This window comes from Halobacterium sp. CBA1132, assembly GCF_001485535.1.
In the GTDB taxonomy this organism is placed as follows: Archaea; Halobacteriota; Halobacteria; order Halobacteriales; family Halobacteriaceae; genus Halobacterium.
In genome coordinates this window covers 2,287,677-2,312,987 of record NZ_BCMZ01000001.1, presented here as the reverse complement: position 1 = coordinate 2,312,987, position 25,311 = coordinate 2,287,677, and the positions used below count along the sequence as shown (strand labels likewise).

The window sequence follows — 25,311 nt, the reverse complement described above, 5'->3', positions numbered from 1 at the left end:
AACACGCAAATTCGTATAGAAAGATGCGAACGAGTCACACAACTCGTCGATTACGCCCATGAGCCGGTGGACATACTTCGCGAAACGCCTCGTGCTCGCTATCCCCGTGATACTCTTCGGGACGTCGCTGACGTTCCTCATCATTTACGCGGGCCCGGTCGACCCCGCGACCGCGATTCTCGGACAGAAAGCGACGCCAGAGCGTATCCAACAGGTACACGAATCGCTCGGCTTGAACCAACCGCTGTGGGAGCAGTACGTGGACTTCATCGTCAACATGTTCACGTTCGACCTCGGGAACTCGTGGGTCGTGCAGCCGAACACGCCTGCCTACGAGGTCATCATGAACTTCGCGCCCCGGACCATCCTGATGGGCGCGTGGGCCGTGTTGCTGCCGCTTTTCATCGGCATCCCGCTCGGGTTCTACGCGGGCCTCAACCCGAACACGCTCGGTGACTACTCCGCCTCCTTCGGCGGTATCGTCTGGCGTGCGATGCCGAACTTCTGGCTGGCAGTGATGCTGATGATGGTGCTGTCCCAGTCCGAGAAGTTCCTGCTCGGGTTCGACTGGCAGAACTTCATCGTCACCACGAACGTTGCGGGCGCCCCGGACATGAGCAACATCTGGAACTTCCAGAACTTCCTGGAAGCCTCGAAACTCATCCTCCCGGCCTCGCTGGTCCTGGGGTCGGCGTCGATGGGCAACGAGATGCGCATCGGGCGGACCGCGTTCCTCGAAGTGAAGAACTCAAACTACGTCGAGATGGCGCGAGCCAAGGGACTTCCCGGCCGCACCATCGTCTGGAAGCACATCTTCCGGAACGCGCTCATCCCGCTGATTCCCGTCATCACCGCGGAAGCCGGCGTCCTCGTCGGCGGTTCCGTGCTCGTGGAGACGGTGTTCGGCATCAACGGCATCGGGTGGCTGTTCTTCAGCGCGGTGATGAACGGCGACCTGCCGCTGTCGGGCGCGCTGATGTTCCTGTTCATCCTGTTGCTCGTGGGCCTGAACATCCTCCAAGACTTCCTGTACACGGTCGTCGACCCCCGTGTCGGGTTCGAGAGCGAGGCCTAACACATGCAAAGCGAAACCGACCAGGTAGACTCCACGCTCGTACAGCGAATCAGACAGAACCCGACGCCTGCGGTGCGTTGGGGTGCGGTGATGGCCATCCTCGTTCTCGTCGAACTCGGCGCGCTCGCCGGGGTCGTGATGTCGATTCCGTGGGACGTCCCGGTCAACGCCATCGCCAGTACAGTCCCCGTCCTCGGTGACATCTTCGCGTCCATCGCGTCCGTGTTCGCGGCCGCCGGCGACGCTGTCGCGAACCTGCCGACGCTGCTCAGCCGCGAGTGGATTCCCAACCAGGGCTACCTCGTGCCCGGTGACGGCTGGCAGAACACGTTCCTCGGGCTGGAACCGAAGTACGCGTGGCTGCTCCGCGTGGGACTCGTCTACGCGTACGCGTTCGCGTTCCTCTACTGGGTCTGGCGGGGCTACCTCGTGTTCCGGCGCCACTACCGGTACGCCGACTGGACGCCCGCCGACGACATTGTCGACCGCTTCCGCGGCCACACGTGGGGTCAGTTCGGCCTCGTGTTGGTCGTCGTCTTCCTCGTGATGGCGGCGTTCGCGCCGACGGTCAGCCCGGTCAGTCAGGAGAAGAACATCATGCAGCCGTACGGTCACAACGTCACGTACTTCGACGCCGAGACCGGCAGCGTCGAGCAGGTGACCGTCGGCGTCGCGAACCTCAACTCGCAGTCCCGGGGCCAGCAGGGCAACGTCGCCCCGTGGACGTACGACGCCTACGATAGGTTCCATCCAGCGGGGACACTCCCGTCCGGGAAGGACTTGTTCACGTTCATGGCGTACGGCGCGCGCATCTCGCTGTTCATCGGGATTATCGCGTCCGGCATCGCGGGCGGTATCGCGCTCGCGCTCGCCCTGTTGACGTCGTACTACAAGGGGCTGGCCGACATGACCGCGGTCGTGATGAGTGACGCGTTCTCCGCGATGCCGCGGCTGCTCGTGCTCGTCATGCTCATCTACGTCCTCCGGGAGACGTGGATTATGGAAATCTACAGCGGCGCGTTCTTGCTCGCCCTCCTGTTCGGCATCTGGGGGTGGATGGGGCTGTGGCGCTCCATACGCGGGCCGTCGCTGCAGATCGTCGAGAACGAGTGGATCAAGGCGGCGGAGGGATTCGGCGAGAAGCCCCGCCGCATCGTCACGAAGCACGTCGCGCCGTTCGTGTTCAGCTACCTGCTCATCTACCTCTCGATGTCCCTGGGCGGGTACATCATCGGTGCGGCGGGCCTGTCCTACCTCGGGCTCGGCGTGACTGCGCCGACCCCCGAGTGGGGGCGCGCCATCTCGATGGGGCAGAACCTCATCAGCACGCAGTCGTGGCACATCTCCATCCTGCCCGGCGTCGCGATTACGCTGCTGGTGCTCGGCTTCAACGCGTTCGGGGACGGCGTGCGTGACGCCCTCGACCCGAAGGCCGGCGGCGACGGCGACGCGTCCGGTGAGGCCGCGGCCGCAGGGGGTGGTGCCTGATGAGTTCCCAGCAGTACGCCGAGGACCGGGACAGCGACCAGGACCCCCTCCTGAAGGTCGATAACCTCCAGACGGCGTTCTTCACGGACAAGGAGACGATTCGCGCCGTCGACGGCGTGAGCTTCGACATCCGGCGCGGCGAGTCCGTCGGCGTCGTCGGGGAGTCCGGCTCCGGGAAGTCCGTGACCGCTCGCTCCATCATGGGGCTGGTCGACAGCCCCGGTCGCATCGTCGGCGGCTCCATCAAGTACAAAGGCGAGGAGCTGACCGACAACTCCGAGAAGGAGTGGCAGAACGTCCGCGGCGGCGAAATCGCGATGGTCTTCCAGGACCCGCTGACGTCGCTGAACCCCGTCTACACTGTCGGCAACCAGATCAAGGAGTCGCTGCGACTCCACCAGGGGCTGCGCGGTCAGGAAGCCACCGAGGAAGCCATCAACCTCCTCGAAGACGTCGGCATCCCGGACGCGCCGCGACGGGTCGACGAGTACCCCCACGAGTTCTCCGGGGGGATGCGCCAGCGCGCCGTCATCGCGGTGGCGTTGGCCTGCGACCCCGACCTGCTCATCTGCGACGAGCCGACGACGGCGCTGGACGTGACCATCCAAGCCCAGATTCTGGACCTGCTCGAAGACCTGAAAGTCGAGCACGACCTCGGCATCATGTTCATCACGCACGACCTCGGCGTCATCGCCGAGATTACCGACCGCGTGAACGTGATGTACGCCGGGGAGATGGTCGAGTCCGCGCCCGTCGAGGAGCTGTTCGACAACCCGAAACACCCGTACACGGAGGGGATGCTGGAGAGCATCCCCGGCCGCAACGAGCGCGGCGAACCCCTCCGCACTATCGAGGGGGAGGTGCCGACGCCGAACGAACCGGCGACGTACTGTCGGTTCGCGCCGCGGTGTCCGAAGGCGTTCGACGACTGCGAGCAAGTCCACCCGGTGCAGGTGGACGTCGCCGACGGCGCCCAAGAGCACCGCGCGGCGTGCCTGCTCTACCCCGACGACGTCTCGCAGAACGAAGCGGTCGAAATCCACCAGTCGCGTGAGGACGACACCGAACGAGAGGTGAACGAATGACGGCGCTCTACCAGCAGGAACGAGAGGCAGAGATGGGCGCAGCGACCGGCGAGACGCTCCTCGACGTGCGCGACCTTCGAACGTACTACGGCGGCGGCGGCATGTTCGCCGGGAAGCCGGTGAAGGCCGTCGACGGCGTGAGCTTCGAAATCGAACGCGGGGAGACTCTCGGCCTGGTCGGCGAGTCCGGCTGCGGGAAGTCGACGCTGGGCCGCACGCTGATGCAACTGGAGTCCGCGACGGGCGGCGAGATTCGCTACGACGGCACCGACATCACGACGCTGTCCGGGAGCGACCTCAAGGAGTGGCGACAGAACGTCCAGATGGTCTTCCAGGACCCCGACTCCAGTCTCAACGACCGGATGACCGTCGGGGAGATCATCATGGAGCCGCTGAACGTCCACGACTGGCGGACGCCCAAGGAACGCCGTCAGCGCGTCCGCGAACTCCTCGAAACCGTGGGGCTCAGCGAGGAGCACTACTTCCGGTATCCGTTCCAGTTCTCCGGCGGGCAGCGCCAGCGCATCGGTATCGCTCGCGCGCTCGCGCTCGAACCGGACTTCCTCGTGCTCGACGAGCCGGTGAGCGCGCTGGACGTCTCCGTGCAGGCGAAGATTCTGAACCTCCTGAACGACCTCCAGGAGGAGTTCGGGTTGACGTACCTCATCATCGCCCACGACCTCTCGGTCGTCGAGCACGTCTGCGACCGGGTCGCGGTGATGTATCTGGGGAATCTCATGGAACTCGGTTCGACCGAGCAACTGTTCGAGGACCCCGCGAACCCGTACACGAACGCCTTGCTGTCGGCGATTCCGGAGGCGGACCCGTCGGTGGACAAGGACCGCATGACGCTGCGCGGGACGCCGCCGAGTCCGCGGGACCCGCCGAAGGGCTGCGTGTTCAGCACGCGCTGTCCGGTGAAGATTCGCCCCGAGGAGTACGCGGACCTCGACGACGAAGTGTGGGAGGGCATCGAAGTGTTCCGCGAAATCGTCCGCGAGCGCGCCGGCATCACGAAGTCCACGACCGACCGCGTGAAAGAGCTGCTCGGAATGAGCGCCGACGGCACGGACATCGAGGAGGTCGTCGACGACTTGTTCGGCGGCCTCGACGTGCCCAGCGAGGTCAGCCAGCACGTCGACACGGCCGTCGAGTACGTGAACCACGACGACGTGGCGAGCGCTCGCGAACACCTCCGCGAGGAGTTCGGGAGCGTCTGCGAGCAGGAGGTCCCGGAGAACCACGTGGTCGACGACACCGGTCGCTTCAGCCACTGTCACCGCCACCGGAGCGAGTACGAGGAACCCAGCGAGTTCCTCGACTCCCACGGGCGCTCCCAGTAGTCGATGGCTCGTGCTACGTCCGGCGTGCCGGACGCGCCGTCCGACCGCGTCGGCCAACTGTTGGACGCGGTCACGTACGCCGTCTGGCTGACCGTCGCGTTCGCGCTCGTGTCGGCGGTGCTCTCGGTGCTCGTGGGCTGGCCGGCGGCGCCGGGCGTGAAGTACGGGCTGTTCGTGTTCGGCTGGCTGGCGTTCGGCTACGGGACGTTCAAACTGCTGCCGTCGCGGCCGTGGAAGGACGACGGCGAACCCGGCCCCTTCGAGGCCGGCGCGGGCGAGGCGACGAAGTTCCAAGCGCTCGTGCAGCGCCTGCCGCCGGCGCGGTTCCGGCCGACGCCAGTCGTCGCCCGCCTCCCGACCGGCATCCGGGTGTTCCTCGCGTCGCTGGTGATGTTGGCGACGTCGATTGCACTTGAGCAATTGTTCGGAATCGGGCCGTAGCGTCCCTGAAACGTCGGCTATCGCGGAACTTTCTTACGTGTGAGAACACAACCCGTGCCCATGCCGAAGGAGCCCCTCCGTGACGACGACCTCCCCGAGGAGCAAGCAGAGCGGCAGGCGCGACAGGACAGACTTGAAACCGTCGCGACGAACGCCGACGAGTACAAGCAGTCCTGGAAGGCGACCCTCGAAGACCTGCACGCGCTCGCCGAGCAGCGCGAGGCCGAGGGATGGGACGTTCTCGAACTGACCGCCGGCGACACCGCGCCGATGGGGCGGGACACGAACGACGACGAGGGCGAGTTCGGGCTCTCGTACGTCGTCGGCGCCGACGACGCGGAGGCGTTCCGCGAGGTCTTCGAGGCCGGCGACTTCCCGGTCTACGACGTCTACCGACAGACCCAGATGGGCCACGTGTTCATCGTCACGGAGCTCCGGGACCCCGACACCGAGCAGGCCGTCTTCATCGCGGGGGCGTACGTCCAGCGCGACGAGCAGATGTGCGCGTACACCGCCCGCGAGGAGGGCGAGATGTACACGTACGTCCGCAAGCTCGACGGGACGACACTCGGCGTGTTCCGCCACGAGGGCTACGAGAAGTTCTTCCCGCACGCCGATCGAATGCCCGACCTCGACGAGGGTTGGACGTCCGACGCGTAGACTGCCGGAGTCGGACGCGAGACGCGCGGAATCGGTGTCGTAGCCTACAAATGGGTGGGAATAGTACGACGCCTACATGAACGTCGCTGACGCGATGACTTCCCGGGACGACGTGGTTACCGTCGAGCTTCCGGGGACGCGGGACGATATTCTCGAGTACATTCAGGAGCGAGCGTTCTCCTCGGTGCCCGTGGTGAAGTCGGGCGAGGACGGCGAGCAGTACCGGGGACTGGTCTCCCGGGACGACCTCATCGAGCACCCCGAGGAGGACCAGTTGGCGATGCTGATGCGGGACGTGCCGACGACGACCACGGACGCCAGCGTCCGCGAGGTCGCGGCGTTGATGCGCCGCGAGGGGACGCGTCGCGTGCCGGTCGTCGAGGACGGTCGCCTCGAAGGCATCGTCACCGTCACCGACGTGGTGCGGGCCATCGCGGACGGCGAGGAGGACGGCGACACGGCGGTCGGCGACCTCGCGCGAGCGGACGTGAACACGACGTACGTGGAGACGCCGCTGACGGTCGCAGAACGCGAAATTTCGCACGCGAACGTCCCCTACACGATCGTCCTCGGTGACGACGGCGACATGGCGGGGATGCTGACCGAAGTCGACGTCATCGAGGTCGCGCGCGTCGTCGAGGGCGAGGCCGACACGGGCGACTCCATCGCGGACGACGACGACGACTGGAAGTGGGAGTCCATCAAGGCGGTCGGCGCGCGCTACCTGCCGACGCGGAACGTCGAGATTCCGGCGGCGCCCGTGCGGGAGTTCATGACTGCCGACGTGGTGACGGTGACGAAGCGCCGGACCGCCCGCGAGGTCGCACAGACGATGCTGACCAACGACATCGAGCAGGTGCCGCTGGTGTCCGGCGACAGCCTCGTCGGCATCGTGCGCGACGTCGACCTGCTTTCGGGGCTGGCCGATGAGTGAGGACGCCCTCGACGAACTCGCGCGCCGGCGCGGGTTCTTCTTCCAGGCGAACGAGGCGTACGGCGGCGTCTCTGGGTTCTACACGTACGGCCCGGAGGGCGCGGCGCTGAAGCGAAACGTCGAGGAGACGTGGCGGGACCGCTTCGTCACTCGCGAGGGGAACATGGAAATCGACGCGCCGACGGTGACACCCGAGCCAGTCTTCGAGGCGTCGGGCCACCTCGACGGCTTCGACGACATGCTCGTGGAGTGCGCGGAGTGCGGGGAGAGCCACCGCGCGGACCACGTCGTCGAGGACAACACGGACATCGAGGACGCGGAGACGTACGCGACCGAGAAGGTCGAGGACATCATCGCGGAACACGACCTCGTGTGTCCGTCGTGTGGCGCGCCGCTCGCGGGTCAGTCCGTCGACGAGTTCAACCTGATGTTCGGCACGACAATCGGCCCGGGGTCGGGTCAGCCGGGCTATCTGCGCCCGGAGACCGCTCAGGGGATGTTCACGGAGTTCCCGCGGCTCAAGGAGTACGCGCGCAACCAGCTGCCGTTCGGCGCGGCCCAGATCGGGACGGGCTACCGCAACGAGATCAGCCCGCGGAACGCGCTCGTCCGCGCCCGCGAGTTCACGATGGCGGAACTGGAGTTCTTCGTCGACCCCGAGGGGGAGGGCCCCGACCTCGCCCGCGTCGAGGACGTCGAGTTGCCGTTGTACCCCGCGGACGCCCAGCAGGCCGACGGCGAGCAGTACCGCGAGTTGACGCCACAGGAAGCCCTCGACGAGGGCGTCGTCGGCGACGAGTGGGTGGCGTACTTCCTCGCGCGCTCGAAGGCGTGGTTCGAGCGCGTCGGCGTGGACATGGAGCGGTTCCGGTTCCGCCAGCACCTCCCCGGCGAACTGGCGCACTACGCCAGCGACTGCTGGGACGCGGAGGGCGAGGTCGACGGCGACTGGATCGAGCTGGAGGGCGTCGCGTCGCGGATGGACTACGACCTCTCGAAGCACAGCGAGCACGCCGACGACACCTTCACCGTCTTCAAGCAGTACGACGAGCCGAAGACCGTCGAGCGCGCGACCGTCGACCCCGACATGGCCTACTTGGGGCCGGAGTTCGGCGGCGACGCGGGCGCGGTCGCGGACGCGCTGGAAGCGCTCGCGGAGCGCGACCGCTCGGCGTTCGATAGCGACGCAGTGACAGTAGAGGTCGACGGAGCGGAGCACACGGTCCCCACCGAGAAGACCGGCTTCTCGGTCGAGGAAGTCACCGAGTCGGGGCGCCACATCGTCCCGCACGTCGTCGAACCGGCGTTCGGCGTCGGGCGCGCGGTGTACACGGTGCTGGCGCACAACTACCACGAGGACGAAGTCGAAGGCGAGACCCGGGACGTGCTGCGGCTACCCGCGGAAGTCTCTCCGACGACGGTCGGCGTGTTCCCGCTGATGGACAAGGACGGCCTCGGCGAGACCGCCCGCGACCTCGCGGCGGACCTCCGGGAAGCCGGGCTCTCGGTGACGTACGACGACTCCGGGAACATCGGCCGACGCTACCGTCGCCAGGACGAGGTCGGGACGCCGTACTGCGTCACCGTCGACTACGAATCCCTCGAAGAGGACACGGTGACGCTGCGTGACCGCGACACCACCGACCAGGTGCGCGTCGACGTCGACGAGCTCGTCGACGTCGTGAGCGCGCTCCGGGACGGCGAGCGCGAGTTCGCGGACCTGTAACGGTGAGCGAACTCGACCGCCGGCTCGTGCACGCCAGCGGGGCGCTCCTCCCGGGCGCGTTCCTCGCGGGCGTGCTGCCGTGGGCGGCGGTCGAGTGGCTGCTGGTTCTGGGGTCGGTCGTCGCGGCCGGCCTCGAAGTGCTTCGCTTGTCCGGGTACGTGTCGTGGCGGATTTTCGACCGCTTGACGCGCGACTACGAGCAGGACAACCCGGCGGGGTACGCGCTGTACGTGTTCTCGTGGACGGCGACCGCGTGGCTGTTCGACCCCGCGCTCGCGGTGCCCGCGATGTTGATGCTGGCGCTCGCGGACCCCGCCAGCGGCCTCCTCTCGCAGCGCAGCGGCCTCGGGACGAAACAGGGGTGGGTGTTGCTCGCGACGTTCGGGGTCTGCATGGCTATCGCAAGCCTGCTCGGCGTTTCCCCGGTGCCGGCCGTCGCGGGCGCGCTCGCGGCCACCGCCGCCGACGGCGCGACGCCCGTGGTTCGCGGCTACGTCATCGACGACAACGTCACGATTCCGCTGGGCGCTGCGGCGGCGATGTGGCTCGTGTGGCTGTTCGTGTGAGCGGTTTCGCATTCGTTTCTACTGCGCACTTCGTCGTTCACGACACCCGGAAAGCCCCAACGGGCTCGCGGTTCCCTCCGGTCACCGCTCGCACGTTCCGAGGCCTCCCGTCGGTCGGCCTCGCGTCGCACAGAAAGCCTATCAGCGCGAGCGCCCACCGTTGACGTAATGTCCGACGCGCAGGCCGCCCACACGAGCGACCCGTCCGGCCTCGTCGCCGACCTCGAAGCCGCGCACGACGCCCGCGACGACGCCCGCGACGCGGTCGAGGACGTCGGGAAGGCGCGACTCCGGAGCCTGCAGGACGCGCTCGACGGCCTCGAACGCCTCTTCGACCAGTACGAGGCCGACGCCACCGGCACGGGTGACTTCAAGTCGTACATCGACTTCCAGGACGACCTCGTGGCGTTCGTCGAATCGCTCGACGAGGACCTCCCCGAGCGCGACGCCTTCGAGTCGCTGCTGGACCTATTCAAGAAGCGCCGGCTCTCCGAGGCGGACTTCGCGGAGGCCCGCGACAGACTCGCGGACGCCCGCTCGCTCGCGGGCCGACTGGACGACCTCGAAGACGCTCGGGCGGCGTACGCCGACACGCGGACGCGCGTGGAGGCGCGCGCCGACGAGTACGCGGCGGAGGTCGAGCAACTGGAGCGCCTCCAGCGCCTCGGCGACGCTGACCTCGACGCGCCCGTGGCGACGCTGCGCGACCCAATCGAGACGTACAACGAGCGCGTTCGCGCCGCGTTCGGGTCGTTCCGGGACTCCGCGCCGGCCCGGGACGTGCTCGGATTCGTCGAGACCGCGCAGGCGTACCCGCTCGTTGGCTTCGACCCCGTGCCCGACGACCTCGCGGCGTTCGTCGCGGACCGCGACGCGGGCGCGGAACCGCTCTCCGAACTGCTGGAGTACGCGGAGTACTCGCCGTCGAAACTCGACCACTACGTCGACGCGCCGCGCGCGCTGAAGCGCGCGGTCGGCGGTAACCGCACGTACCTCGACCGACTGGACGCCGGCCCGCTGACCGTCGACTGGCCGCCCGGCCCCGCCGACGACCTCCAGTACCGGCTGGAGGAACTCGTCTCGGTCGTCGACCGGTTCGCCGACGACGACGCGCTCGCGGCGCTGCACGACGTCCGGCGTCGGGTTCGCGACGACAACTACCAGCGCCTGCGTACCGCAGCAGTCGCCGAACACGAACTCACGGACGCGGAGAAACAGCGTATCGAGTCCGGTGTCGCCGACGACCTCGCGGCCGCCCGCGAGGCCGAACGGGAACTCCGGGACGCTCTCGACCGGCTCTAGACGCCGGCTTTCGCGGCGCGGAGCGCGGCGGCGAACTCGTCGGCGAGCGAGCCCGCGCGCTCCTCGCTGGTGGCTTCCGCGTAGATGCGGACGACCGGCTCCGTACCCGACGGGCGTGCAAGCACCCACGCGTCGCCGTAGTCGAGGCGGTAGCCGTCGATGGTGGTGCGTTCGGCGTCGGCGTCCAACGCCTGTTCTTCGGCCGCGCCGAGCAGCGCCTCGCGCTCGGCGTCGTTCTCGTAGCCGACGTTGACGCGGACGTTGTGGTAGTCGCTGTACGGCGCGACGACCTCGCTGGCCGCGCTGTCGGCGAGCAGTTCGAGGAAGCGAGCGCCCGTGTACGCGCCGTCGCGGGTCATCCGGTAGCCCGGGAAGATGACCCCGCCGTTGCCCTCGCCGGCGACCGGCACCGTCTCGCCCTCCGACTCCAGTTGGCGGATGCGCGTCATAATCTGAGTGGAGCCGATGGGCGTGAGTTCGAGGTCCGCGCCCGTGCGCTCGCAGACGTCCACGAGGCGCTGGCTGACGTTCACCGCAGAGACAGTGGTATCGCTGTCGTCGAGTTCGGCCTCCGCGAGCGCCGCCAGCGTCGCGTCGCCCTCGATGTAGTCGCCGTGTTCGTCGAAGAAGATGGCGCGGTCGGCGTCGCCGTCGTGGGCGATGCCGACGTCGGCGTCGGTCGCCCGCACGAGGCCGCCGAGGTCGTCGAGGTTCTCCGCGACCGGCTCGGGGTCTCGGCCCGGGAAGTGGCCGTCCGGCTGGCCGTTCACGGTGACGACCTTGCAGCCGAGGCGCCGGTAGAACTCGGGGCTGGTGAGCGCGCCCGCGCCGTGGCCGGGGTCGAGCGCGACCGTGAGGTCCGCCGCTGCGATGGCCTCGCGGTCGACGGCGTCCAGCAGCTGTTCGACGTACTGGCGGCGCGCGGACGCGACGTCCACGTCGTCGCCGACGGCGTTCCACGCTACCTCGTCGAACTGCTCGGTGAGGAACTTCCGCTCGATGCGTTCGAGGTCGTCGACCGGCAGTTCCACGCCGTCCGCGCCGACGAGTTTGACGCCGTTGTACTCCGCGGGGTTGTGGCTCGCGGTCACCATCACCGCGGGCACGCCCTCGCGCTCGGCGTACGCCTGCAGGCCGGGCGTCGGCACCACGCCCAGTCGGTCGACGTCGACGCCGACGCTCTGGAGGCCGGCGGTCGCGGCGTTCACGAGCATCCCGCCGGTCGTTCGCGTGTCGCGCGCGACGGCCACGCGGTCGGTCCGCCACACCGACCCCGCGGCCTTCGCCACCCCCTGCACGAACCCGGGAGTGAGCTCCTCGTTCGCCACGCCCCGGGTGCCGCTGGACCCGAACACTTTCATGTGCGTTCCTGCGGCCGCCCGCGCCTAATCGCTTCCGAACTGGCCGAACTGTTCCGGTTCTACCCGTTGTCGTCGGTCTCCTCGACGCGCACCCGGTACGCGTCGCCGTCGTACCGGTAGACGGCGTCGCCCCGCCCGCAGCGCTCACGCAGCGCCGCCGCGAGCGCGTCGCCGGTCTTCCGGTCGACGTCCGTCACTATCCACTCGCCGTCGGGAGCTGTCGTCGCGGATTTCAGCACGCGCTCTAAGGCTGAGTGGGATTCCACGAACGACGCGGACAGCGTGCAGGCGGTGGCGTTCTCCGCGGCGCTGTCGCTGGCGCGCCGCGCGCGCACCTCTACCGGATTCTCACCGACCACGTCCAGACAGCCGCCACCAGCGGCCAGCGCGGCCGCCGCTGCGAGCACCGACCGCCGTCGCATGCGCCGCCATACGGCAGCCACGCTAAAGGCTTTTCGCGGCGCGCGACGCAACCGCAACGCTAACGCTGTCCCGCGAGACGCGTTCAGGTATGCCGACTATCCGCGAGAAGCGCGTCTACACCGACCAGTCCGAGACCGTCGACGCGTACGTCGCCGCCGAACTCGGCGTCGCCGTCGCGCGCGTCTCGCAGGACAAAATCGGCGAATTCAGTCTCGTCGAGCGCTGTACGGCCCGCGACGTCGCAGCGACCGAGCGCGGCATCGCGGCCGCGACCACCGAGGACGTGCTCGTCGGGGACGACGACGGCTTCGAGGCGACCGGGTTCGGGCCCGCTATCGCGGTCACGGACCTCGACGGCGACGTGCTCGCGGCTGGCGAAGACGGCCGGCTCGCGCGCTACGGGGACGGTGAGTGGACGACCGTCGCCAGTGTCGACGCCGACGTTCGCGCGCTCGACGCGGACCTCGTCGCCGCCGCCGACGGCGTCCACCGCCTCACCGACGACGGCCTCTCCGCGGTCGGACTCGACGACGCCCGGGACGTAGCGGCCGCGGGCGTCCCGCTGGCCGCGACGCCCGACGGCCTCTTCCGGCTCGGTGCGGGCTGGATGCACGCCGTCGACGGCGCCTTCGAGGTTGCCACCAGCGACCCCGTGACCGCGGACGCGGGGGAACTCGGACGCGCCCACGCTGCGACCGCCGACGCGCTCTACGAACACGCTCCAGGCGACGACGCCGGCGAGTGGACCAGCCGCGACCTTCCCGTCCAGCAGTCGGTCGTCGACGTAGCGTACGCGACCGACGCCGTCGTCGTCCTCACCGCCGACGGCGCGCTCGCCGCCGACGCCGGGGACGGCTTCCGACACCGTAGCCTCGGGCTCCGCGCGGCGTCCGCGCTCGCCGTCGTCGCCGAGGGAAACGCGTAAGCCGCCGGCAGGCCTCGCGTCTGGTATGATACTCAGCGGGTCCGCGACCCAGCAGCTCGCCGCGGCGCTCGCGGCGGAGCTCGGCGACGACCTCGCGCGCGTCGAGTACGAGTCGTTCCCGGACGGCGAGCACGTCGTCCGCGTCCCACCCGTCGACGGTCGCGCCGTCGCCGTCGCCTCCACCGTCTCCAGCGACGCGCACGTCGAACTCCTCCAGTTGCAGGACGCCGCCCGCGAGGCCGGCGCCGACGAAATCGTCACCGTCATTCCCTACATGGGGTACGCCCGGCAGGACGAGGCGTTCGAACCCGGCGAACCCGTCTCGGCGCGCGCGATGGCGCGCGCCATCTCCACGGGCACCGACCGCGTGATTACGGTCTGCCCGCACGAGCGCCGCGTCCTCGGCTTCTTCGACGTCCCCGCGAGTGCCGTGGACGCGTCCGCGCGCCTCGCGAACCCGCTGCCCGCGGACCTCGCGGACCCGGTCTTCCTCGCGCCCGACGAGGGCGCCGTCGGCCTCGCGGAGTCCGTCCGGGACGGCTACGGCACGGGCGACACCGACCACTTCGAGAAACACCGCCACTCCGGCAGCGAGGTCACGGTCACGCCCAGCGATGTCGACGTCTCCGGCCGCGACGTCGTCGTCGTCGACGACATCATCGCGACCGGCTCCACGATGAGCGAAGCCGTCGGCGAACTCGACGACCCCGCGCGCGTCTACGTCACCTGCGTCCACCCGCTGCTCGCCGGGAACGCCCGCCTCAAGCTCGCGAACGCCGGCGTCGAGGCCGTCTACGGCACCGACACCATCGAGCGCGCCGTCTCCACCGTGAGCGCCGCGCCCGCCGTCGCGGAGACGCTGCAGTCGCTGTAACCGCTCCTTCCCCGAAAATAGTCGTTCGTTCGCGCTCGCGGCCTACAGCTCCTCTATTTCGAGCGCGAGCTTCGTGCCCTCGACGTCCCACTCCTCGCGGTAGCCGTCCTCGACTTCGCCGAGTTCGCGAGCGCGGGTCTCCTCCTCGATGAGGTCTTCGTGCTCGGAGACCAGCCGCGCGACGCGGTCGTCGAACACCACGACGTCGAGGCGAATCTCGGCGTCCATCGCGAGGTCGAGGTCCTTGCGCATCTCCTGGACGCGCCGGATGACCTCGCGGGCGTACCCCTCGCTCTCGACGTCCTCGTCGAGTTCGGTGTCGACGTAGACCGTCCCACCGTAGGACTCGCTTTGCTCGTCCGACGAGCCTTCGCTCGCAGCGCTCGCGAAGACCCCCTCGAAGTCGGCGCCGGCGACGTGCTCGGGCGCCTCCTCGACGAACTCGACCATCTCCGGGGTGAGTTCCACGTCGCGGCCGAGGTCCTCGCTGACCTGCTCGGCGAGCGCGTCGAGGTCCGCGGACTCGACGTGCGCGTCGTTGAGCGCCTGCATGACCTCGCCGGCGTCGTCGCCGAACGCGGGGCCGAGCACGCTCATGTCGGCGCGCGCGCTGAACGCCAGTTCGCCCCAGCTCTCGCCCTCGTCGACGACTTCGACGCGGCGCGCGTTCAGGCGGTCGGTGAGCAGGTCGGAGTGTTCGCGGACGGCGCTCGCGACGCGGTCGTCGTCGGCGTCCACGACGATGCGCGTCACCGGCCAGCGGAGCTTCCGACCCGCCTGCTGGCGGGCGTGGCTGCCGGCTTCCTCGATGTCCCGCAGCGCCGCCACGTCGTCTTCGAGCGCGGGCTGGCGGTAGCGCTCCTCGACCTCGGGCCAGTCGCACATGTGGACGGTGTCGTAGGCGTCCTCGGCCGTGAGGTGCTGGTAGAGCTCGTCCGTCACGAGCGGTGCGTACGGCGCCAGCATCGCGGTGACTTCCAGCAGCGCGCGCTGGAGCGTGGCGTAGGCCGCGGTCTTCGACTCGGAGTCGCCCTCCTCCCACATGCGCTCGCGGACGACCTGCACGTAGTACCGGGAGAGGTCGCCCGTGACGAACTCCAGAATCTCGTCGAGGGCCTTGTGCTGCTGGAAGTCCTCCCAGTGGTCGGTCGCGTCGCCCTTGACGCGCTGGAGCGTCGAGAGCAGCCACTCGTCGACCGTCTCCAGGGAGACGTCGTCGACGGACACGCCCGCGTTCTCACCGCCGAACGGCTCGGGGACGTTCGCGTCGAAGTCGTCCATCGCCATGTACGGCCGCGGGAACCGGAACACGTTCCAGAGAATGTTGAGGTCCCGCTGCATGTTCTCGGTCTCCTCCCACGAGAACCGCATGTCTTGGCCCTGCGGGCTCACCGACAGCAAGAACAGCCGCATCGGGTCGGCGCCGTACTCCTCGATGACCTCGTTGGGCTCGATGGTGATGCCCTTCGACTTGGACATCCCGCGGCCGTCGGGCATGTTCGCGTACCCGTGCATGAGCACCTCGTCGTAGGGCACTTCCCCCATCGCCGCCGTGCCCATGCCGAGTTGCGACCAGAACCAGCCGCGGGTCTGGTCGTGGGCTTCCATGATGAGGTCCGCGGGCCACAGCTCCTCGAAGTCGTCCTCCTGCTCGGGGTAGTTCAGGGTGCCCCACGACGCCACCGACGAGTCCAGCCAGACGTCGAAGACGTCCGGGACGCGCGTGTACGTCGTACCGTCGACGGTGATGGTGATGTCGTCGACAGTGTCCTTGTGGAGGTCGACCGTCTCGGGGTCGATGTCTTGGTCGGCGAGTTCCGCGAGTTCCTCGCGCGTGCCGACGACGAGCACGTCGTCGACATCGCCGCTCCAGTCGCTCTCGGGCGTCCAGATAGGGACGGGAATGCCCCAGTAGCGCTGCCGGCTGACGTTCCAGTCCGGCGCGTCCTCGACGAAGTCGCGGAAGCGGTTGTCCCGCGCCCACTGCGGGTGCCACTCGGACTCGTCCATGTTCTCCAGCAGTTCGTCCTTGACGTCGGTGATGGTGATGAACCACTGGTCGGTGACAATCTGGATGATGCCCGTGTCGCAGCGCCAGCAGTGCCCGTAGGAGTGAGATACGGTCTCCTCGGCGAGCAGCGCGCCCTTCCCTGCGAGGTCGTCGATAATTCCCTCGTTGGCGTCCCGGACGAACTCGCCCTCGTACTTACCGCCTTCCGCAGTGTAGACGCCGTCCTCGCCGACCGGACAGAACACCGGCAGGCCGAGTTCCTCGCCGCGGTCGAAGTCCTCCTCACCGTGGCCGGGCGCGGAGTGAACGAGGCCCGTGCGGTCGGCCTCCACCCAGTCGCCGTGGTAGACCTCGTGCGTGCCGTCGGCGCCCACGGGGTTCGCGGGCACCTCGTCGGCCAGCGGCGGCGTGTACGACCAGCCGAGCATGTGGCTGCCCGTGAACGACTGTTCGACGTCGTAGTCGTCGTAGCCGCCCGCTCGTAGCACGTCCTCGACGCACTCCTCGGCGACGTAGAGCACGCGCTCTTCGCCGTCCTTCGTCGCGCGAACCTGCTGGTAGTCGCCGTCCTCGTCGACGGCGACGTACTCGTTGGCGGGAATCGTCCACGGCGTCGTCGTCCACACGACCAGCGACCCCTCGCGGTCGTCGAGGTCGAAGGTCACGTAGATGGAGGGGTCCTCGACGTCGTCGTACTCCACTTCGTTGTTCGCGATGGCGGTCTCGCAACGCGGACACTGACTGATGGAGCGCTTCCCGCGCTCGACGAGGTCGCGCTCGTGGACGCGGTCGAACGCCCACCACGCCGACTCCATGTACGACGGGTCGACGGTCTTGTAGGGGTTCTCCCAGTCCATCCAGACGCCGAAGCTCTGGAAGTCCGACTGCAGTCCCTCCAGATTCCGGTCGGCGAACTCCTTGCAGGCGTCGATGAAGTTCTGTTCGCCGTACTCCTCGATGTCCTTCTTCGACTCGAAGCCCAGCTCTTCCTCGACTTTCGTCTCGATGGGGAGGCCGTGCATGTCGTAGCCCGGGCGGTCGGTGACGTCGTAGCCCCGCATCCGGTGGTAGCGGATGTAGGCGTCCTTCAGCGTCTTGTTCCACGTCGTCCCCATGTGCGCGGCGCCCGACGTGTACGGCGGGCCGTCCACGAAGAAGAAGTCCTCGCCGTCCGCTCGGTGTTGCTTGGTCTGCTCGTACGCGTCGACGTCGTCCCAGTAGTCGAACACCCGGTCCTCGACGTCCTCGGGGTCGTACTGGTCGGGTACGTCGGCGAATCGGCTCATGGCGTACCCGTCTCGCTCGCACCTCAAAGGGTAATCGGTTGTACAGTCGCCCCCGGGTTACGGAAGTGCAAGGAGAAAGCCTCGCCCTTCAGGGCGGGGATGAATCCGACAATCGACTACACAATTCACCGTTCGATTGCACGGCAGGATATTCCACGTTGCGTCATCCACACCTTCAAGTAAGTTTGACAACATAGGTTACGTATGGCGAAACAGGTCGTCACCCGTACCTACACTGCTTCCATACGGAACCAGCAACAGGTGCAAGACGACCTTGACGCCCTCGGGTTCTCAGCCTCGAAACTCTGGAACGTTGGGCGGTGGGTCTGCGACCGTGTGTGGAGTGAAATCGGCCACATTCCCAGTCACACCGAACTCACCGCGTACCTCAAGAGCCACGAACGTTATGATGACCTGCATTCTCAGTCAAGTCAGCGAGTCCTTCAAGAACTCGCTGAGGCGTTCAACGGCTGGTACACCAAACGACGCAACGGAGATACACGGGCGAACCCGCCCGGCTACCGCAAACACGGTGACGAACACCCGCGAAGCACGGTCACGTTCAAGCAGAAAGGCTTCAAACTCGACACCGAGTACGGGAGAGTCCGACTTAGCAAAGGCTCGAACCTCAAGGAGTATTGGTCGGACTTCATCCTCTGCGAGTACCAGACCCGCCCCGATGTTGACCTCTCCACCGTGGAGAACGTCCAACAAGCCAGAGTCGTCTGGACTAGTGACGAGTGGGAGTTGCACTTCGTGTGCAAGGTCGAAATCGAGGTTTCTGAAGCACCCGGTGAGAAAACCGTGGGTGTTGACCTCGGTATCAACAACTTCGCCGCGCTCGCCTACGAGGACGGTCACAGCGAACTGTACCCGCTGAACTGTTTGAAGCAGGACGACTACTACTTCAACAAACGCATCGCTCGCTGTGATGACTCCGATTCCGAGCAGGCCACGCGGTTGAACCAGAAGAAGTCGGCTCGGCGCACCCACTACTGCCACACCCTCTCCAAGCACATCGTCGAACGGTGCGTAGACAAAGGTGTGGGAACGATCGTGGTGGGCGACCTCTCCGACATCCGCGAGGATGAGGAGAACGGCGAGTCAAAGAACTGGGACAAGCACGGAAACCTCGACCTGCACTCGTGGGCGTTCGACCGCTTCACCTCGATGCTTGAGTACAAAGCCGAGATGGAAGGCATCACGGTCGAGCAGGTATCGGAGCGTGATACATCGAAGTCGTGTTCGTACTGTGGTCGGAAGCGTAGCGCGAACCGTGTGGAGCGCGGGTTGTACGTCTGTGACGAGTGCGAGACGGTGGCGAACGCGGACGTGAACGGTGCTGAGAACATTCGACAGAAAGTATCTCCGAGTTCACCGAATCTGTCGGTGAATAGGAGTAACGGCTGGTTGGCACAGCCATCGACGTACCTGTTCGATTCAGAGAGCGGCTGCTTCGCACCGCGAGAACAGGTCACATCGTAGACCACAATATCCCAACGCGGGAATCCTCGCCCTTCAGGGCGGGGAGGATGTCAAGCGCTGCCGCCGCCGATTCGTGCGCGCACCTTGTCCGTGAACAGCATCGTGCCCGCGGCGATGGCGACGACCCCGATGACCGCCAGCCACACGCCCAGCACCGTCTGCCCGCTCCCGATTGTGGTCGCGCTCCGCAGTTCCGTGAGCACGCCCGTCCCCATCAGTCCCGCGCCAAGCACGGCGTACCCGAGCGTGACGGCGACGTCGAATAGCTCCGCGGCGTTGTTGAGCATGCTCCGGCGTAGCCTGCCGGCGCTCATAGCCTTTCTGTTCGAGACAGAAGGCTTAGTAGCGGTGACGCGCGTTCTCGCCACATGGGACGCTACGGCAACCTCGACTACTCGTCGCTCGTGAAACGCTCGACGCTCGCCAGCTTCGCGCTGTTCGTCGTCGGCGCGCTCGGCCTCGCGCTGGGCGGCGGCTCACTGCCCGCCTGGGAGCACGCGCTGCTGTTTGACGCGGAAATCATCGGCGTACTCGGTATCCTCGTCTGTCCGCTCGTGTTCGGCATCGTTCTCCCGCTCACGGAGTAACACGTTCTTCTCGCGCGTCGACACGCACGACGCTCTTACCCCGGCCAGCCAGCGCCACGGCGGTCGACGCAGTGTGCCGTCAGGACTAACACCGGCTGCGTCGTCTGCTCACGCATGGCCGACGCTTTCGAAGCGCTCGCCGACGCGGACGTTCGCGGCGACGCCACGTTCACGCTCGACGCCGAACACGCCACCGTCGCCTTCGGTCCCCACGACGACCCGCCGGGCGACCCCGCGGCCGTCGACGCGACGCCCGAGGAAGCCACGCGCGTGCTCGGGACGCCGCACCTCCTCGCGCAGTTCGAGGCGCTCGTGCGCGAGACGCTCCGCGGCCGCCTCCCCGAGGGCACCGGCGTCGTCGACCGCGGCGCCTCGGTGTCGCACCTCGCTCCCGTCTCGGTCGGCCGCGACGTCGACGTCTCCGTGACGCTGGTCGGCGTCGAGCGCCCGGACCTCTCGTTCGCGTGCCGCGCGGAGCGCGACGACGGCGCGTCCGTCGCCACCGGCGACCTCACGCTCCGCGTCGTCGACCGCGACCAGTTCCGGGACAGCGTCGCCGGGCGCCGACGCGAGTAGGCTTTTAATCGAGGCGGTCGTTTGGCCGCACATGAGCGAGGACTGCATCTTCTGTCAGATTGTGGACGGAGAGATTCCCGCGCGCGTCGTCTACGAGGACGCCGACGTGCTCGCGTTCCTCGACGCGAACCCGCTGGCGGCCGGGCACACGCTCGTCATCCCCAAAGCCCACCACGAGACGCTCGGGGACGTCCCGCCGGAGAGCGGCGAGATGATGTTCGCGGCGCTGCACTACCTCACGCCCATCGTCGAGGAGAGCGTCGACGCCAGCGGCAGCAACGTCGCGTTCAACAACGGCGAGGCCGCCGGGCAGGAAGTCCCGCACGTCCACGGGCACATCATCCCGCGCTTCGACGACGACGGCGGCCGCCCCATCCACGCCGTCGCGGGCGAACGCCCGGACCTCTCCGACGACGAACTCGACGACATCGCCGCCAACATCGCCGACAGCGCCGGCGAAGACTGACGAGGCGAACACACAAATTTTAGTGGCGGAACGCGGGGAAACTACTGGCATGCAGTCACGAACTGCCGCGCTCGTCGGTGTCGCCGGCGGCGCCGGCACCACCCGTACCGCCGTCGAAACCGCCGGCGTACTCGCCCGAGACGGCGCCAGCGTCGGCATCTTCGACGCCGCGTTCGCCACGCAGGGACTCGCACAGTACGTCGACGGCCGCATCGACACAGACGCCACGTCCCTTCTGATCGACCCGGACGTCGACCCCACCGCGGCGCGCCACGACCTCGCGCCCGACGCACCCGGCGAAATCGCTGCGTATCCCGCCTTCGCGCCGTTCGCGCGCATCGCCGAGGCGAAAGCGCCGAACGCGGCCGAACGCCTCGAAACGCGACTCGCGGCCCTCGAAGCCACCCACGACTACGTGCTCGTGGACACGCCGCCGGTCGCCGCGAATCAGGCCGTCGCCGCCGCCACGAGTGCCGACCGCGTCGCGGCCGTCCTCCCACCGGGTGACCGCGGCGTCGACAGCCTCCAGCGCGCCCGCGGCCGCCTCGCGGACGTCGGCACCGGCTTCGACCTCGCGGTCGCGAACCGCGTCGCCGACGCGCCACCGGACGCCGACCACGCCCTCCCCCCGCACGCCGAGACCGGAGTCCCCGGAGCGCCAGTCACGTTGGACGGAGATGGTGCCTATACCGCTGGAATCGCCGCGTTCGCCGCGTCGCTGTTCGACACCGAACTCGACGTCGAAATCGAGGACGACACGCTGCTGGACGCCGCCCGCGAGAAACTCGCCTGACTACGCGTCCGGCAGCGTCGCCGCCAGCGCGTCACGCTTCTCGACCATCGCGTCCTCCGCGTTCGACAGCGCGCTCTCGACGGCTTCCGCGGCGCCCTCGATTGGTTCGTGGGTCGCGACGTACGCCGCGAGCGCGAACTCCCGCTCGCTCGCGGCGGTGAGTTCGAGGGCGTCGGCGCGCGAGCACTCCGCGGCCAGCCAGTCGTCGAGCATCTCGCGCTGCAACGGGGAGAACGGGGACAACCCCTCGAACCCGAGGCGGTGCAGCGCCTTCGCCGCCGTCGTCGGCGCGACCCCGGCTTCGTCGGCGGCGTCACCGACGCTCGCACCGCCCGCGTACGCCTCCGCCATCGCCGCGGCCGCCTCGGCAGCCACCGGGAGGTCGTCGTCGAACGCGGTGAGTCGCGACGCCAGCGACTCCGTCGTCCGGTCGACGCTCGCAACCCCGCGCTCGCGCTGGCGCGTGGTCACCGTCACTCCCTCTGCGATGTCCGCCAGTCCCATACTGATTCGTTCTCCCCGCTAACACTTAAAATTACGAGTGGTCCGCGGTTGGACATCCACGCTACGCCCGACGAACGTACCGGTTATCAGTACGTTCCCAGCGCCCAGGAGCGGCGTTCACGGCGGTTCCAGCCCACGCTTAAATACTGCTTCCGGACCTACGTTCAGGTGATGAGCCAATCACTGACCTGTCCCGAGTGTCAGGGTTCCGTCCGCCAGCGAGCGACCGAACGCGTCTGCACCGACTGCGGACTCGTCGTCTCCGAGGACCGCATCGACCGCGGCCCCGAGTGGCGCAGTTTCGCTGACGACGACACCAACCCAGAGCGCACCGGCGCGCCGCTCACGCGCGCCAGACACGACCGCGGCCTCTCCACGGAAATCGGCCGCTCGACCCGCGTGAAGGGGCGCAAACGCCGCCGCCTCAAGCGGATGCGCCGCCAGCACAAGCGTGCCTCCATCCCGTCGAAAGCCGACCGCAACCAAGTGTACGGGTTCACCGAGATTCGGCGCCTCGTCGGCAAACTCGACCTGCCGCGCAGCGTCCGCGACCAAGCGTGTGCGCTGTTCGACTCCGCGCAGAACGACGGCCTGCTCCGCGGGCGCTCCATCGAGGGGTTCGCTGCCGCGGCCGTCTACGCGGTCTGCCGGACGAACGCGCTCTCGCGCACGCTCGGCGAAGTCGAAGCCGTCGCCCGCGCCGACGAGGGCGAACTCTCGGCCGCCTACGACGCGATGAACCGCGAACTCGGCCTTCCGACTGGACCAATCGACCCACGTGACTACCTGCCGCGGTACGCGACCGAACTCGACCTTTCCCAAGACGTCGAGCGCGCCGCCCGCGAGTACGTCGCGGAAGCCGAAGACAGGAACCTCGTCTCCGGGCGCAACCCCAGCGGCGTCGCCGCGGCGTGCCTCTACACGGCCGCCTGCGACCGCGACGTTCCGCTCACGCAGGCCGACGCCGCCGACGTCGCGGACGTGACGCCGGTGACGCTGCGGTCGACGTACGACGACCTCACCGAGTAGCGCTACTGCGTCGCCCGCACTCGTTCTGCCAGCGCCGCGAACCGCGTCACAGCCGCTGCCTCGCCGTCGGCTGCCGCGACCGGGAGTCCCGCGTCCATCGCCGCCGCCACCGACTCCTCGTCGGGCACCGCGACCACGGGCGCGCCCAGCGCGTTCGCCACCTCCTCGCCGGCGCTGTCCGCTCGGTTGTACGCGACGGCCGCGAGTCCCGCGTTCAGTTCGACGGCCAGTGACCGCGCGCGGAGCGCGTCCGCCAGCGCCGCGCGGTCCGGCGTCGTCACGAGCACGCAGGCGTCCGCGACCAGCAGCGGCAGGCCGACATCCGCACGCAGGCCCGCGGGACAGTCCACGACCACGTCGCCGTAGGCATCCGCGACAGCATGAAGCGCGTCCACCAGCCGTCGCGGGTCGCCCTCGCGAGCGCCAGCAAGCGTCCGCCCACAGGGGAGCACGTCGACTGCGCCGGACTCGCGGACCGCCTCCACCGCGTCGGCACGGCCCGCGAGCACGTCGTGGAGGTCCGGCCCACGGCCCGCCGGCACGTCCGCCATCCCGAGGTCCGCGTCCACGAGCACCGCCCCCAGTTCGGCCGCGAGGTTGAGCGCCGTCGTGGTCTTCCCGACGCCTCCCTTCCCGCCGCAGACAGCCAGAATCACTCCACGTCCTCCCGGAGGCGACTCGCGCGCGCCGCCAGCGCCGCCACACCGTCGCGGTCGGCATCCGTCGTCTCCCCGGTCGTCGCGCGCTCGTCGACGGCCGCCAGCCACTCGCGGACCGCCTCCGGGAGCACCGTGGTCGGCGGGCTGACGGCGTCGGCAGGCGGTCGCGGGTCGCCGAGGTCCGCCAGCGTCTCCGCCGCGGTCGGCTCACTCTCTCCCGCCCGTTCGCTCCACGTGACCTCGACCGGCGGGTCCGAGGGGAGCGCGGGCGTCGCGTAGCCCAGCGGTTCCGCTGCGCCCGCCGCGACGACGCCCTCCCAGCCGCCGTCGTCCCACCCCAGTGCCGGGACTCCCTGTTCGCGGGGCGGCAACACGGGGCCGTCACAGCGATTCGCGACTCGAACGCGCTGGGCGTGCTCACCGTCGTTGAGTACGCGGACCGCGACCAGCGTCACGCCGCGCTGCCGGTGAGTCGCCGTCTCCAACTCCATGCTCGGGAGTGGCCGCGCTCTCGGGCTTAAACTTCCACCAGCGCGACCGGCGCGTCGAGCGCCGCGGCCGCTCGCGACGCGTTCTCGAACTCGCAGGCGACCACGAGCGGTGCGCCCGGGCGGGCGAGCCGCGCGGCCGCAGCCCCGGCCACCCAGTCCGGACCCGAGAACTCCCGGGGCGGGGCCGGCTCGCTCGACACGGGCAGCGCGTCGAGAGCGGCCCGAAAGCGGTCGCCGTACACGTCCGCGAGTTCTCGCCGCGCCGCCCGCCGGAGGTTGTCCCGGCGGTCCGCCAGTGACAGCCGTCGCTCGCGGGCGTCCCGCGCTTCGCGCGCTCGCTCCCTGGCCGCCGCCAGTTCCTCTTTGGCGGCGTGGTGGTCGGTCTCCAGCGCGGCGAGTTCGCGGGTCGCCTCCCGTAACGCGGCTTCCGCGTCGCCGGCGTCCGCGTCGCTCTCTCGCTGGGCTTCGACGCGGCCGCTCGCCCGCGCCACGCGCTCCCGGAGGCGGTCGACGTCGCTTGCGGTCTCAGCAACGCGCTCGCGGACAGCCGAGAGGTCCACATTTGGGGCGTCGATGGCCGCGAGGTCGTCCTCGGCGGCTCGGAGTTCGGCGTCGTACTCGGTCGTCGCGCCGCGAGTGCGCGCCGCGGCCGCGAGCGCCGCGACGGGCGCGACCGACATTCCGCGATGGAGGAAGCCGACGCGCTCGTGGACGGGTCGCGGGCTGGCGCACGCCACCCGGTCGTCGTCGGCGTCTCGAACCGCTGCCGCCACGGACGCCGCAGTGACGTTGACGTCCCGCAAGTCGAGCGCTCGGCCGCAGCGCTCGCCACCAGCGAGGTCGACTCTCATAGCTCCTCGTCGGCCATCGACTCGGGGTCGGGATGCTCGCTTCCCGACGCGAACTTCGCGTACGGCGTGCTCGCGGCCTCCCGGTCCTCGTAGGCGGTGGCCGCCTCCCGCACGCGCTCGGGGACGTCGCTGAACTCGTTCAGCGGCGCGGTCCGCTCGACCTGCACGTCGCCGGCGTGTTTCTCTCGGAGGCGCAGCGCGTGGAACGCCGCGAGTTCGGTCTCCGCGAGCAGCGCCGCGCGCCCGAACCGCCGGACGACGGAGTCCTCGTGCGTCGAGCAGACGTTGCGCAGGCTCTGCCGGGCGGCCTGCGAGTGTGTCGCGACCAACAGCACGACCTGACACTCTACTTGGTGCTAAAAATTAGTTT

At 68.6% G+C, this 25,311-nt stretch carries 27 protein-coding genes; 18 read left to right on the top strand and 9 right to left on the bottom strand.

Translation table 11 applies throughout. From position 1 onward, the window contains the following. Positions 1 to 58: 58 nt before the first annotated feature. From AVZ66_RS12160 to AVZ66_RS12115, 10 genes are all read left to right on the top strand, one after another. Positions 59 to 1,075 (top strand): ABC transporter permease, encoded by a 1,017-nt coding sequence (locus AVZ66_RS12160; RefSeq protein WP_058984341.1) that lies wholly within the window; start codon positions 59 to 61, stop codon positions 1,073 to 1,075. A 3-nt stretch (positions 1,076 to 1,078) separates the two neighbouring features. Continuing rightward, on the top strand, positions 1,079 to 2,563 hold the full coding sequence (locus tag AVZ66_RS12155; RefSeq protein WP_058984340.1) for an ABC transporter permease: 1,485 nt from the start codon (positions 1,079 to 1,081) through the stop codon (positions 2,561 to 2,563). Next, on the top strand, positions 2,563 to 3,648 hold the full coding sequence (locus AVZ66_RS12150) for an ABC transporter ATP-binding protein (RefSeq protein ID WP_058984339.1): 1,086 nt from the start codon (positions 2,563 to 2,565) through the stop codon (positions 3,646 to 3,648). The genes AVZ66_RS12155 and AVZ66_RS12150 overlap by 1 nt, the downstream gene beginning before the upstream one ends. Continuing rightward, positions 3,645 to 4,991 carry an ABC transporter ATP-binding protein gene (locus AVZ66_RS12145; RefSeq protein ID WP_058984338.1) on the top strand — a complete coding sequence of 449 codons (1,347 nt, stop codon included), beginning with the start codon at positions 3,645 to 3,647 and terminating at the stop codon, positions 4,989 to 4,991. The genes AVZ66_RS12150 and AVZ66_RS12145 overlap by 4 nt, the downstream gene beginning before the upstream one ends. Before the next feature lie 3 nt (positions 4,992 to 4,994). Next, positions 4,995 to 5,432 carry a hypothetical protein gene (locus AVZ66_RS12140; RefSeq protein ID WP_157575659.1) on the top strand — a complete coding sequence of 146 codons (438 nt, stop codon included), beginning with the start codon at positions 4,995 to 4,997 and terminating at the stop codon, positions 5,430 to 5,432. A gap of 60 nt (positions 5,433 to 5,492) precedes the next feature. Beyond that, positions 5,493 to 6,092 (top strand): hypothetical protein, encoded by a 600-nt coding sequence (locus AVZ66_RS12135; protein ID WP_082678841.1) that lies wholly within the window; start codon positions 5,493 to 5,495, stop codon positions 6,090 to 6,092. A 76-nt stretch (positions 6,093 to 6,168) separates the two neighbouring features. Then, entirely contained in the window at positions 6,169 to 7,026 is an 858-nt protein-coding gene (locus AVZ66_RS12130) for a CBS domain-containing protein (protein ID WP_058984336.1), read from the top strand. Beyond that, positions 7,019 to 8,752: a glycine--tRNA ligase gene (glyS, locus tag AVZ66_RS12125; protein WP_058984335.1), complete on the top strand. Its 1,734-nt coding sequence runs from the start codon at positions 7,019 to 7,021 to the stop codon at positions 8,750 to 8,752. Before AVZ66_RS12130 ends, glyS begins: the two co-directional genes overlap by 8 nt. A 2-nt stretch (positions 8,753 to 8,754) precedes the next feature. Then, positions 8,755 to 9,318, top strand: a complete 564-nt coding sequence (locus tag AVZ66_RS12120; protein ID WP_058984334.1) for a hypothetical protein — start codon at positions 8,755 to 8,757, stop codon at positions 9,316 to 9,318. Between the two features lie 168 nt (positions 9,319 to 9,486). Further along, positions 9,487 to 10,620 (top strand): hypothetical protein, encoded by a 1,134-nt coding sequence (locus AVZ66_RS12115; protein ID WP_058984333.1) that lies wholly within the window; start codon positions 9,487 to 9,489, stop codon positions 10,618 to 10,620. Here AVZ66_RS12115 and glmM read toward each other — a convergent pair. Next, positions 10,617 to 11,981, bottom strand: a complete 1,365-nt coding sequence (glmM, locus tag AVZ66_RS12110; RefSeq protein WP_058984332.1) for a phosphoglucosamine mutase — start codon at positions 11,979 to 11,981, stop codon at positions 10,617 to 10,619. The genes AVZ66_RS12115 and glmM overlap by 4 nt on opposite strands. Positions 11,982 to 12,040: 59 nt before the next feature. Continuing rightward, positions 12,041 to 12,403: a hypothetical protein gene (locus AVZ66_RS12105; protein WP_058984331.1), complete on the bottom strand. Its 363-nt coding sequence runs from the start codon at positions 12,401 to 12,403 to the stop codon at positions 12,041 to 12,043. 89 nt (positions 12,404 to 12,492) lie between these two features. Here AVZ66_RS12105 and AVZ66_RS12100 point away from each other — a divergent pair, with 89 nt between their 5' ends. Continuing rightward, positions 12,493 to 13,329: a hypothetical protein gene (locus tag AVZ66_RS12100; RefSeq protein WP_058984330.1), complete on the top strand. Its 837-nt coding sequence runs from the start codon at positions 12,493 to 12,495 to the stop codon at positions 13,327 to 13,329. Between the two features lie 25 nt (positions 13,330 to 13,354). Continuing rightward, positions 13,355 to 14,203: a ribose-phosphate diphosphokinase gene (gene prs / locus AVZ66_RS12095; RefSeq protein WP_058984329.1), complete on the top strand. Its 849-nt coding sequence runs from the start codon at positions 13,355 to 13,357 to the stop codon at positions 14,201 to 14,203. Positions 14,204 to 14,245: 42 nt separating this feature from the next. Here the strand turns inward: prs and ileS are convergent, their stop codons facing one another. Next, positions 14,246 to 17,500 (bottom strand): isoleucine--tRNA ligase, encoded by a 3,255-nt coding sequence (ileS, locus tag AVZ66_RS12090; RefSeq protein ID WP_058984328.1) that lies wholly within the window; start codon positions 17,498 to 17,500, stop codon positions 14,246 to 14,248. A 204-nt stretch (positions 17,501 to 17,704) separates the two neighbouring features. Between ileS and AVZ66_RS12085 the strand changes: the two genes are divergently transcribed. After that, complete coding sequence (locus AVZ66_RS12085; RefSeq protein WP_058984327.1) at positions 17,705 to 18,985, top strand: RNA-guided endonuclease TnpB family protein; 1,281 nt, start codon at positions 17,705 to 17,707, stop codon at positions 18,983 to 18,985. 50 nt (positions 18,986 to 19,035) lie between these two features. On the opposite strand, the gene AVZ66_RS12080 is transcribed toward AVZ66_RS12085, so the two are convergent. Then, the gene (locus AVZ66_RS12080) at positions 19,036 to 19,272 is read right to left on the bottom strand and encodes a hypothetical protein (RefSeq protein WP_058984326.1); all 237 of its coding nucleotides are present in this window, start codon (positions 19,270 to 19,272) and stop codon (positions 19,036 to 19,038) included. Positions 19,273 to 19,353: 81 nt separating this feature from the next. On the opposite strand from AVZ66_RS12080, the gene AVZ66_RS12075 reads away from it, so the two are divergent. The 4 genes from AVZ66_RS12075 to AVZ66_RS12060 all read left to right on the top strand — a co-directional run bounded on the left by AVZ66_RS12075 (position 19,354) and on the right by AVZ66_RS12060 (position 21,407). Then, a complete protein-coding gene (locus AVZ66_RS12075) occupies positions 19,354 to 19,572 on the top strand; it encodes a hypothetical protein (RefSeq protein ID WP_058984325.1) in 219 nt (72 codons plus the stop codon). A 114-nt stretch (positions 19,573 to 19,686) separates the two neighbouring features. Continuing rightward, positions 19,687 to 20,148 (top strand): thioesterase family protein, encoded by a 462-nt coding sequence (locus AVZ66_RS12070; protein ID WP_058984324.1) that lies wholly within the window; start codon positions 19,687 to 19,689, stop codon positions 20,146 to 20,148. 31 nt (positions 20,149 to 20,179) lie between these two features. After that, complete coding sequence (locus AVZ66_RS12065; RefSeq protein WP_058984323.1) at positions 20,180 to 20,614, top strand: HIT family protein; 435 nt, start codon at positions 20,180 to 20,182, stop codon at positions 20,612 to 20,614. Between the two features lie 49 nt (positions 20,615 to 20,663). Continuing rightward, positions 20,664 to 21,407: a division plane positioning ATPase MipZ gene (locus AVZ66_RS12060; RefSeq protein WP_058984322.1), complete on the top strand. Its 744-nt coding sequence runs from the start codon at positions 20,664 to 20,666 to the stop codon at positions 21,405 to 21,407. On the opposite strand, the gene AVZ66_RS12055 is transcribed toward AVZ66_RS12060, so the two are convergent. Next, a complete protein-coding gene (locus AVZ66_RS12055) occupies positions 21,408 to 21,911 on the bottom strand; it encodes a hypothetical protein (protein ID WP_058984321.1) in 504 nt (167 codons plus the stop codon). Positions 21,912 to 22,082: 171 nt separating this feature from the next. On the opposite strand from AVZ66_RS12055, the gene AVZ66_RS12050 reads away from it, so the two are divergent. Further along, entirely contained in the window at positions 22,083 to 22,940 is an 858-nt protein-coding gene (locus AVZ66_RS12050) for a transcription initiation factor IIB family protein (RefSeq protein WP_058984320.1), read from the top strand. A gap of 2 nt (positions 22,941 to 22,942) precedes the next feature. Here the strand turns inward: AVZ66_RS12050 and AVZ66_RS12045 are convergent, their stop codons facing one another. The 4 genes from AVZ66_RS12045 to AVZ66_RS12030 are packed head-to-tail and all read right to left on the bottom strand — an operon-like array spanning position 22,943 to position 25,276. Beyond that, positions 22,943 to 23,596, bottom strand: a complete 654-nt coding sequence (locus AVZ66_RS12045; RefSeq protein WP_058984319.1) for an AAA family ATPase — start codon at positions 23,594 to 23,596, stop codon at positions 22,943 to 22,945. After that, positions 23,593 to 24,090: a hypothetical protein gene (locus AVZ66_RS12040; RefSeq protein ID WP_058984318.1), complete on the bottom strand. Its 498-nt coding sequence runs from the start codon at positions 24,088 to 24,090 to the stop codon at positions 23,593 to 23,595. Before AVZ66_RS12040 ends, AVZ66_RS12045 begins: the two co-directional genes overlap by 4 nt. Positions 24,091 to 24,116: 26 nt before the next feature. Then, on the bottom strand, positions 24,117 to 24,941 hold the full coding sequence (locus AVZ66_RS12035) for a hypothetical protein (RefSeq protein WP_058984317.1): 825 nt from the start codon (positions 24,939 to 24,941) through the stop codon (positions 24,117 to 24,119). Then, positions 24,938 to 25,276: a hypothetical protein gene (locus AVZ66_RS12030; protein ID WP_058984316.1), complete on the bottom strand. Its 339-nt coding sequence runs from the start codon at positions 25,274 to 25,276 to the stop codon at positions 24,938 to 24,940. The genes AVZ66_RS12035 and AVZ66_RS12030 overlap by 4 nt, the downstream gene beginning before the upstream one ends. Between the last annotated feature and the right edge of the window lie 35 nt (positions 25,277 to 25,311).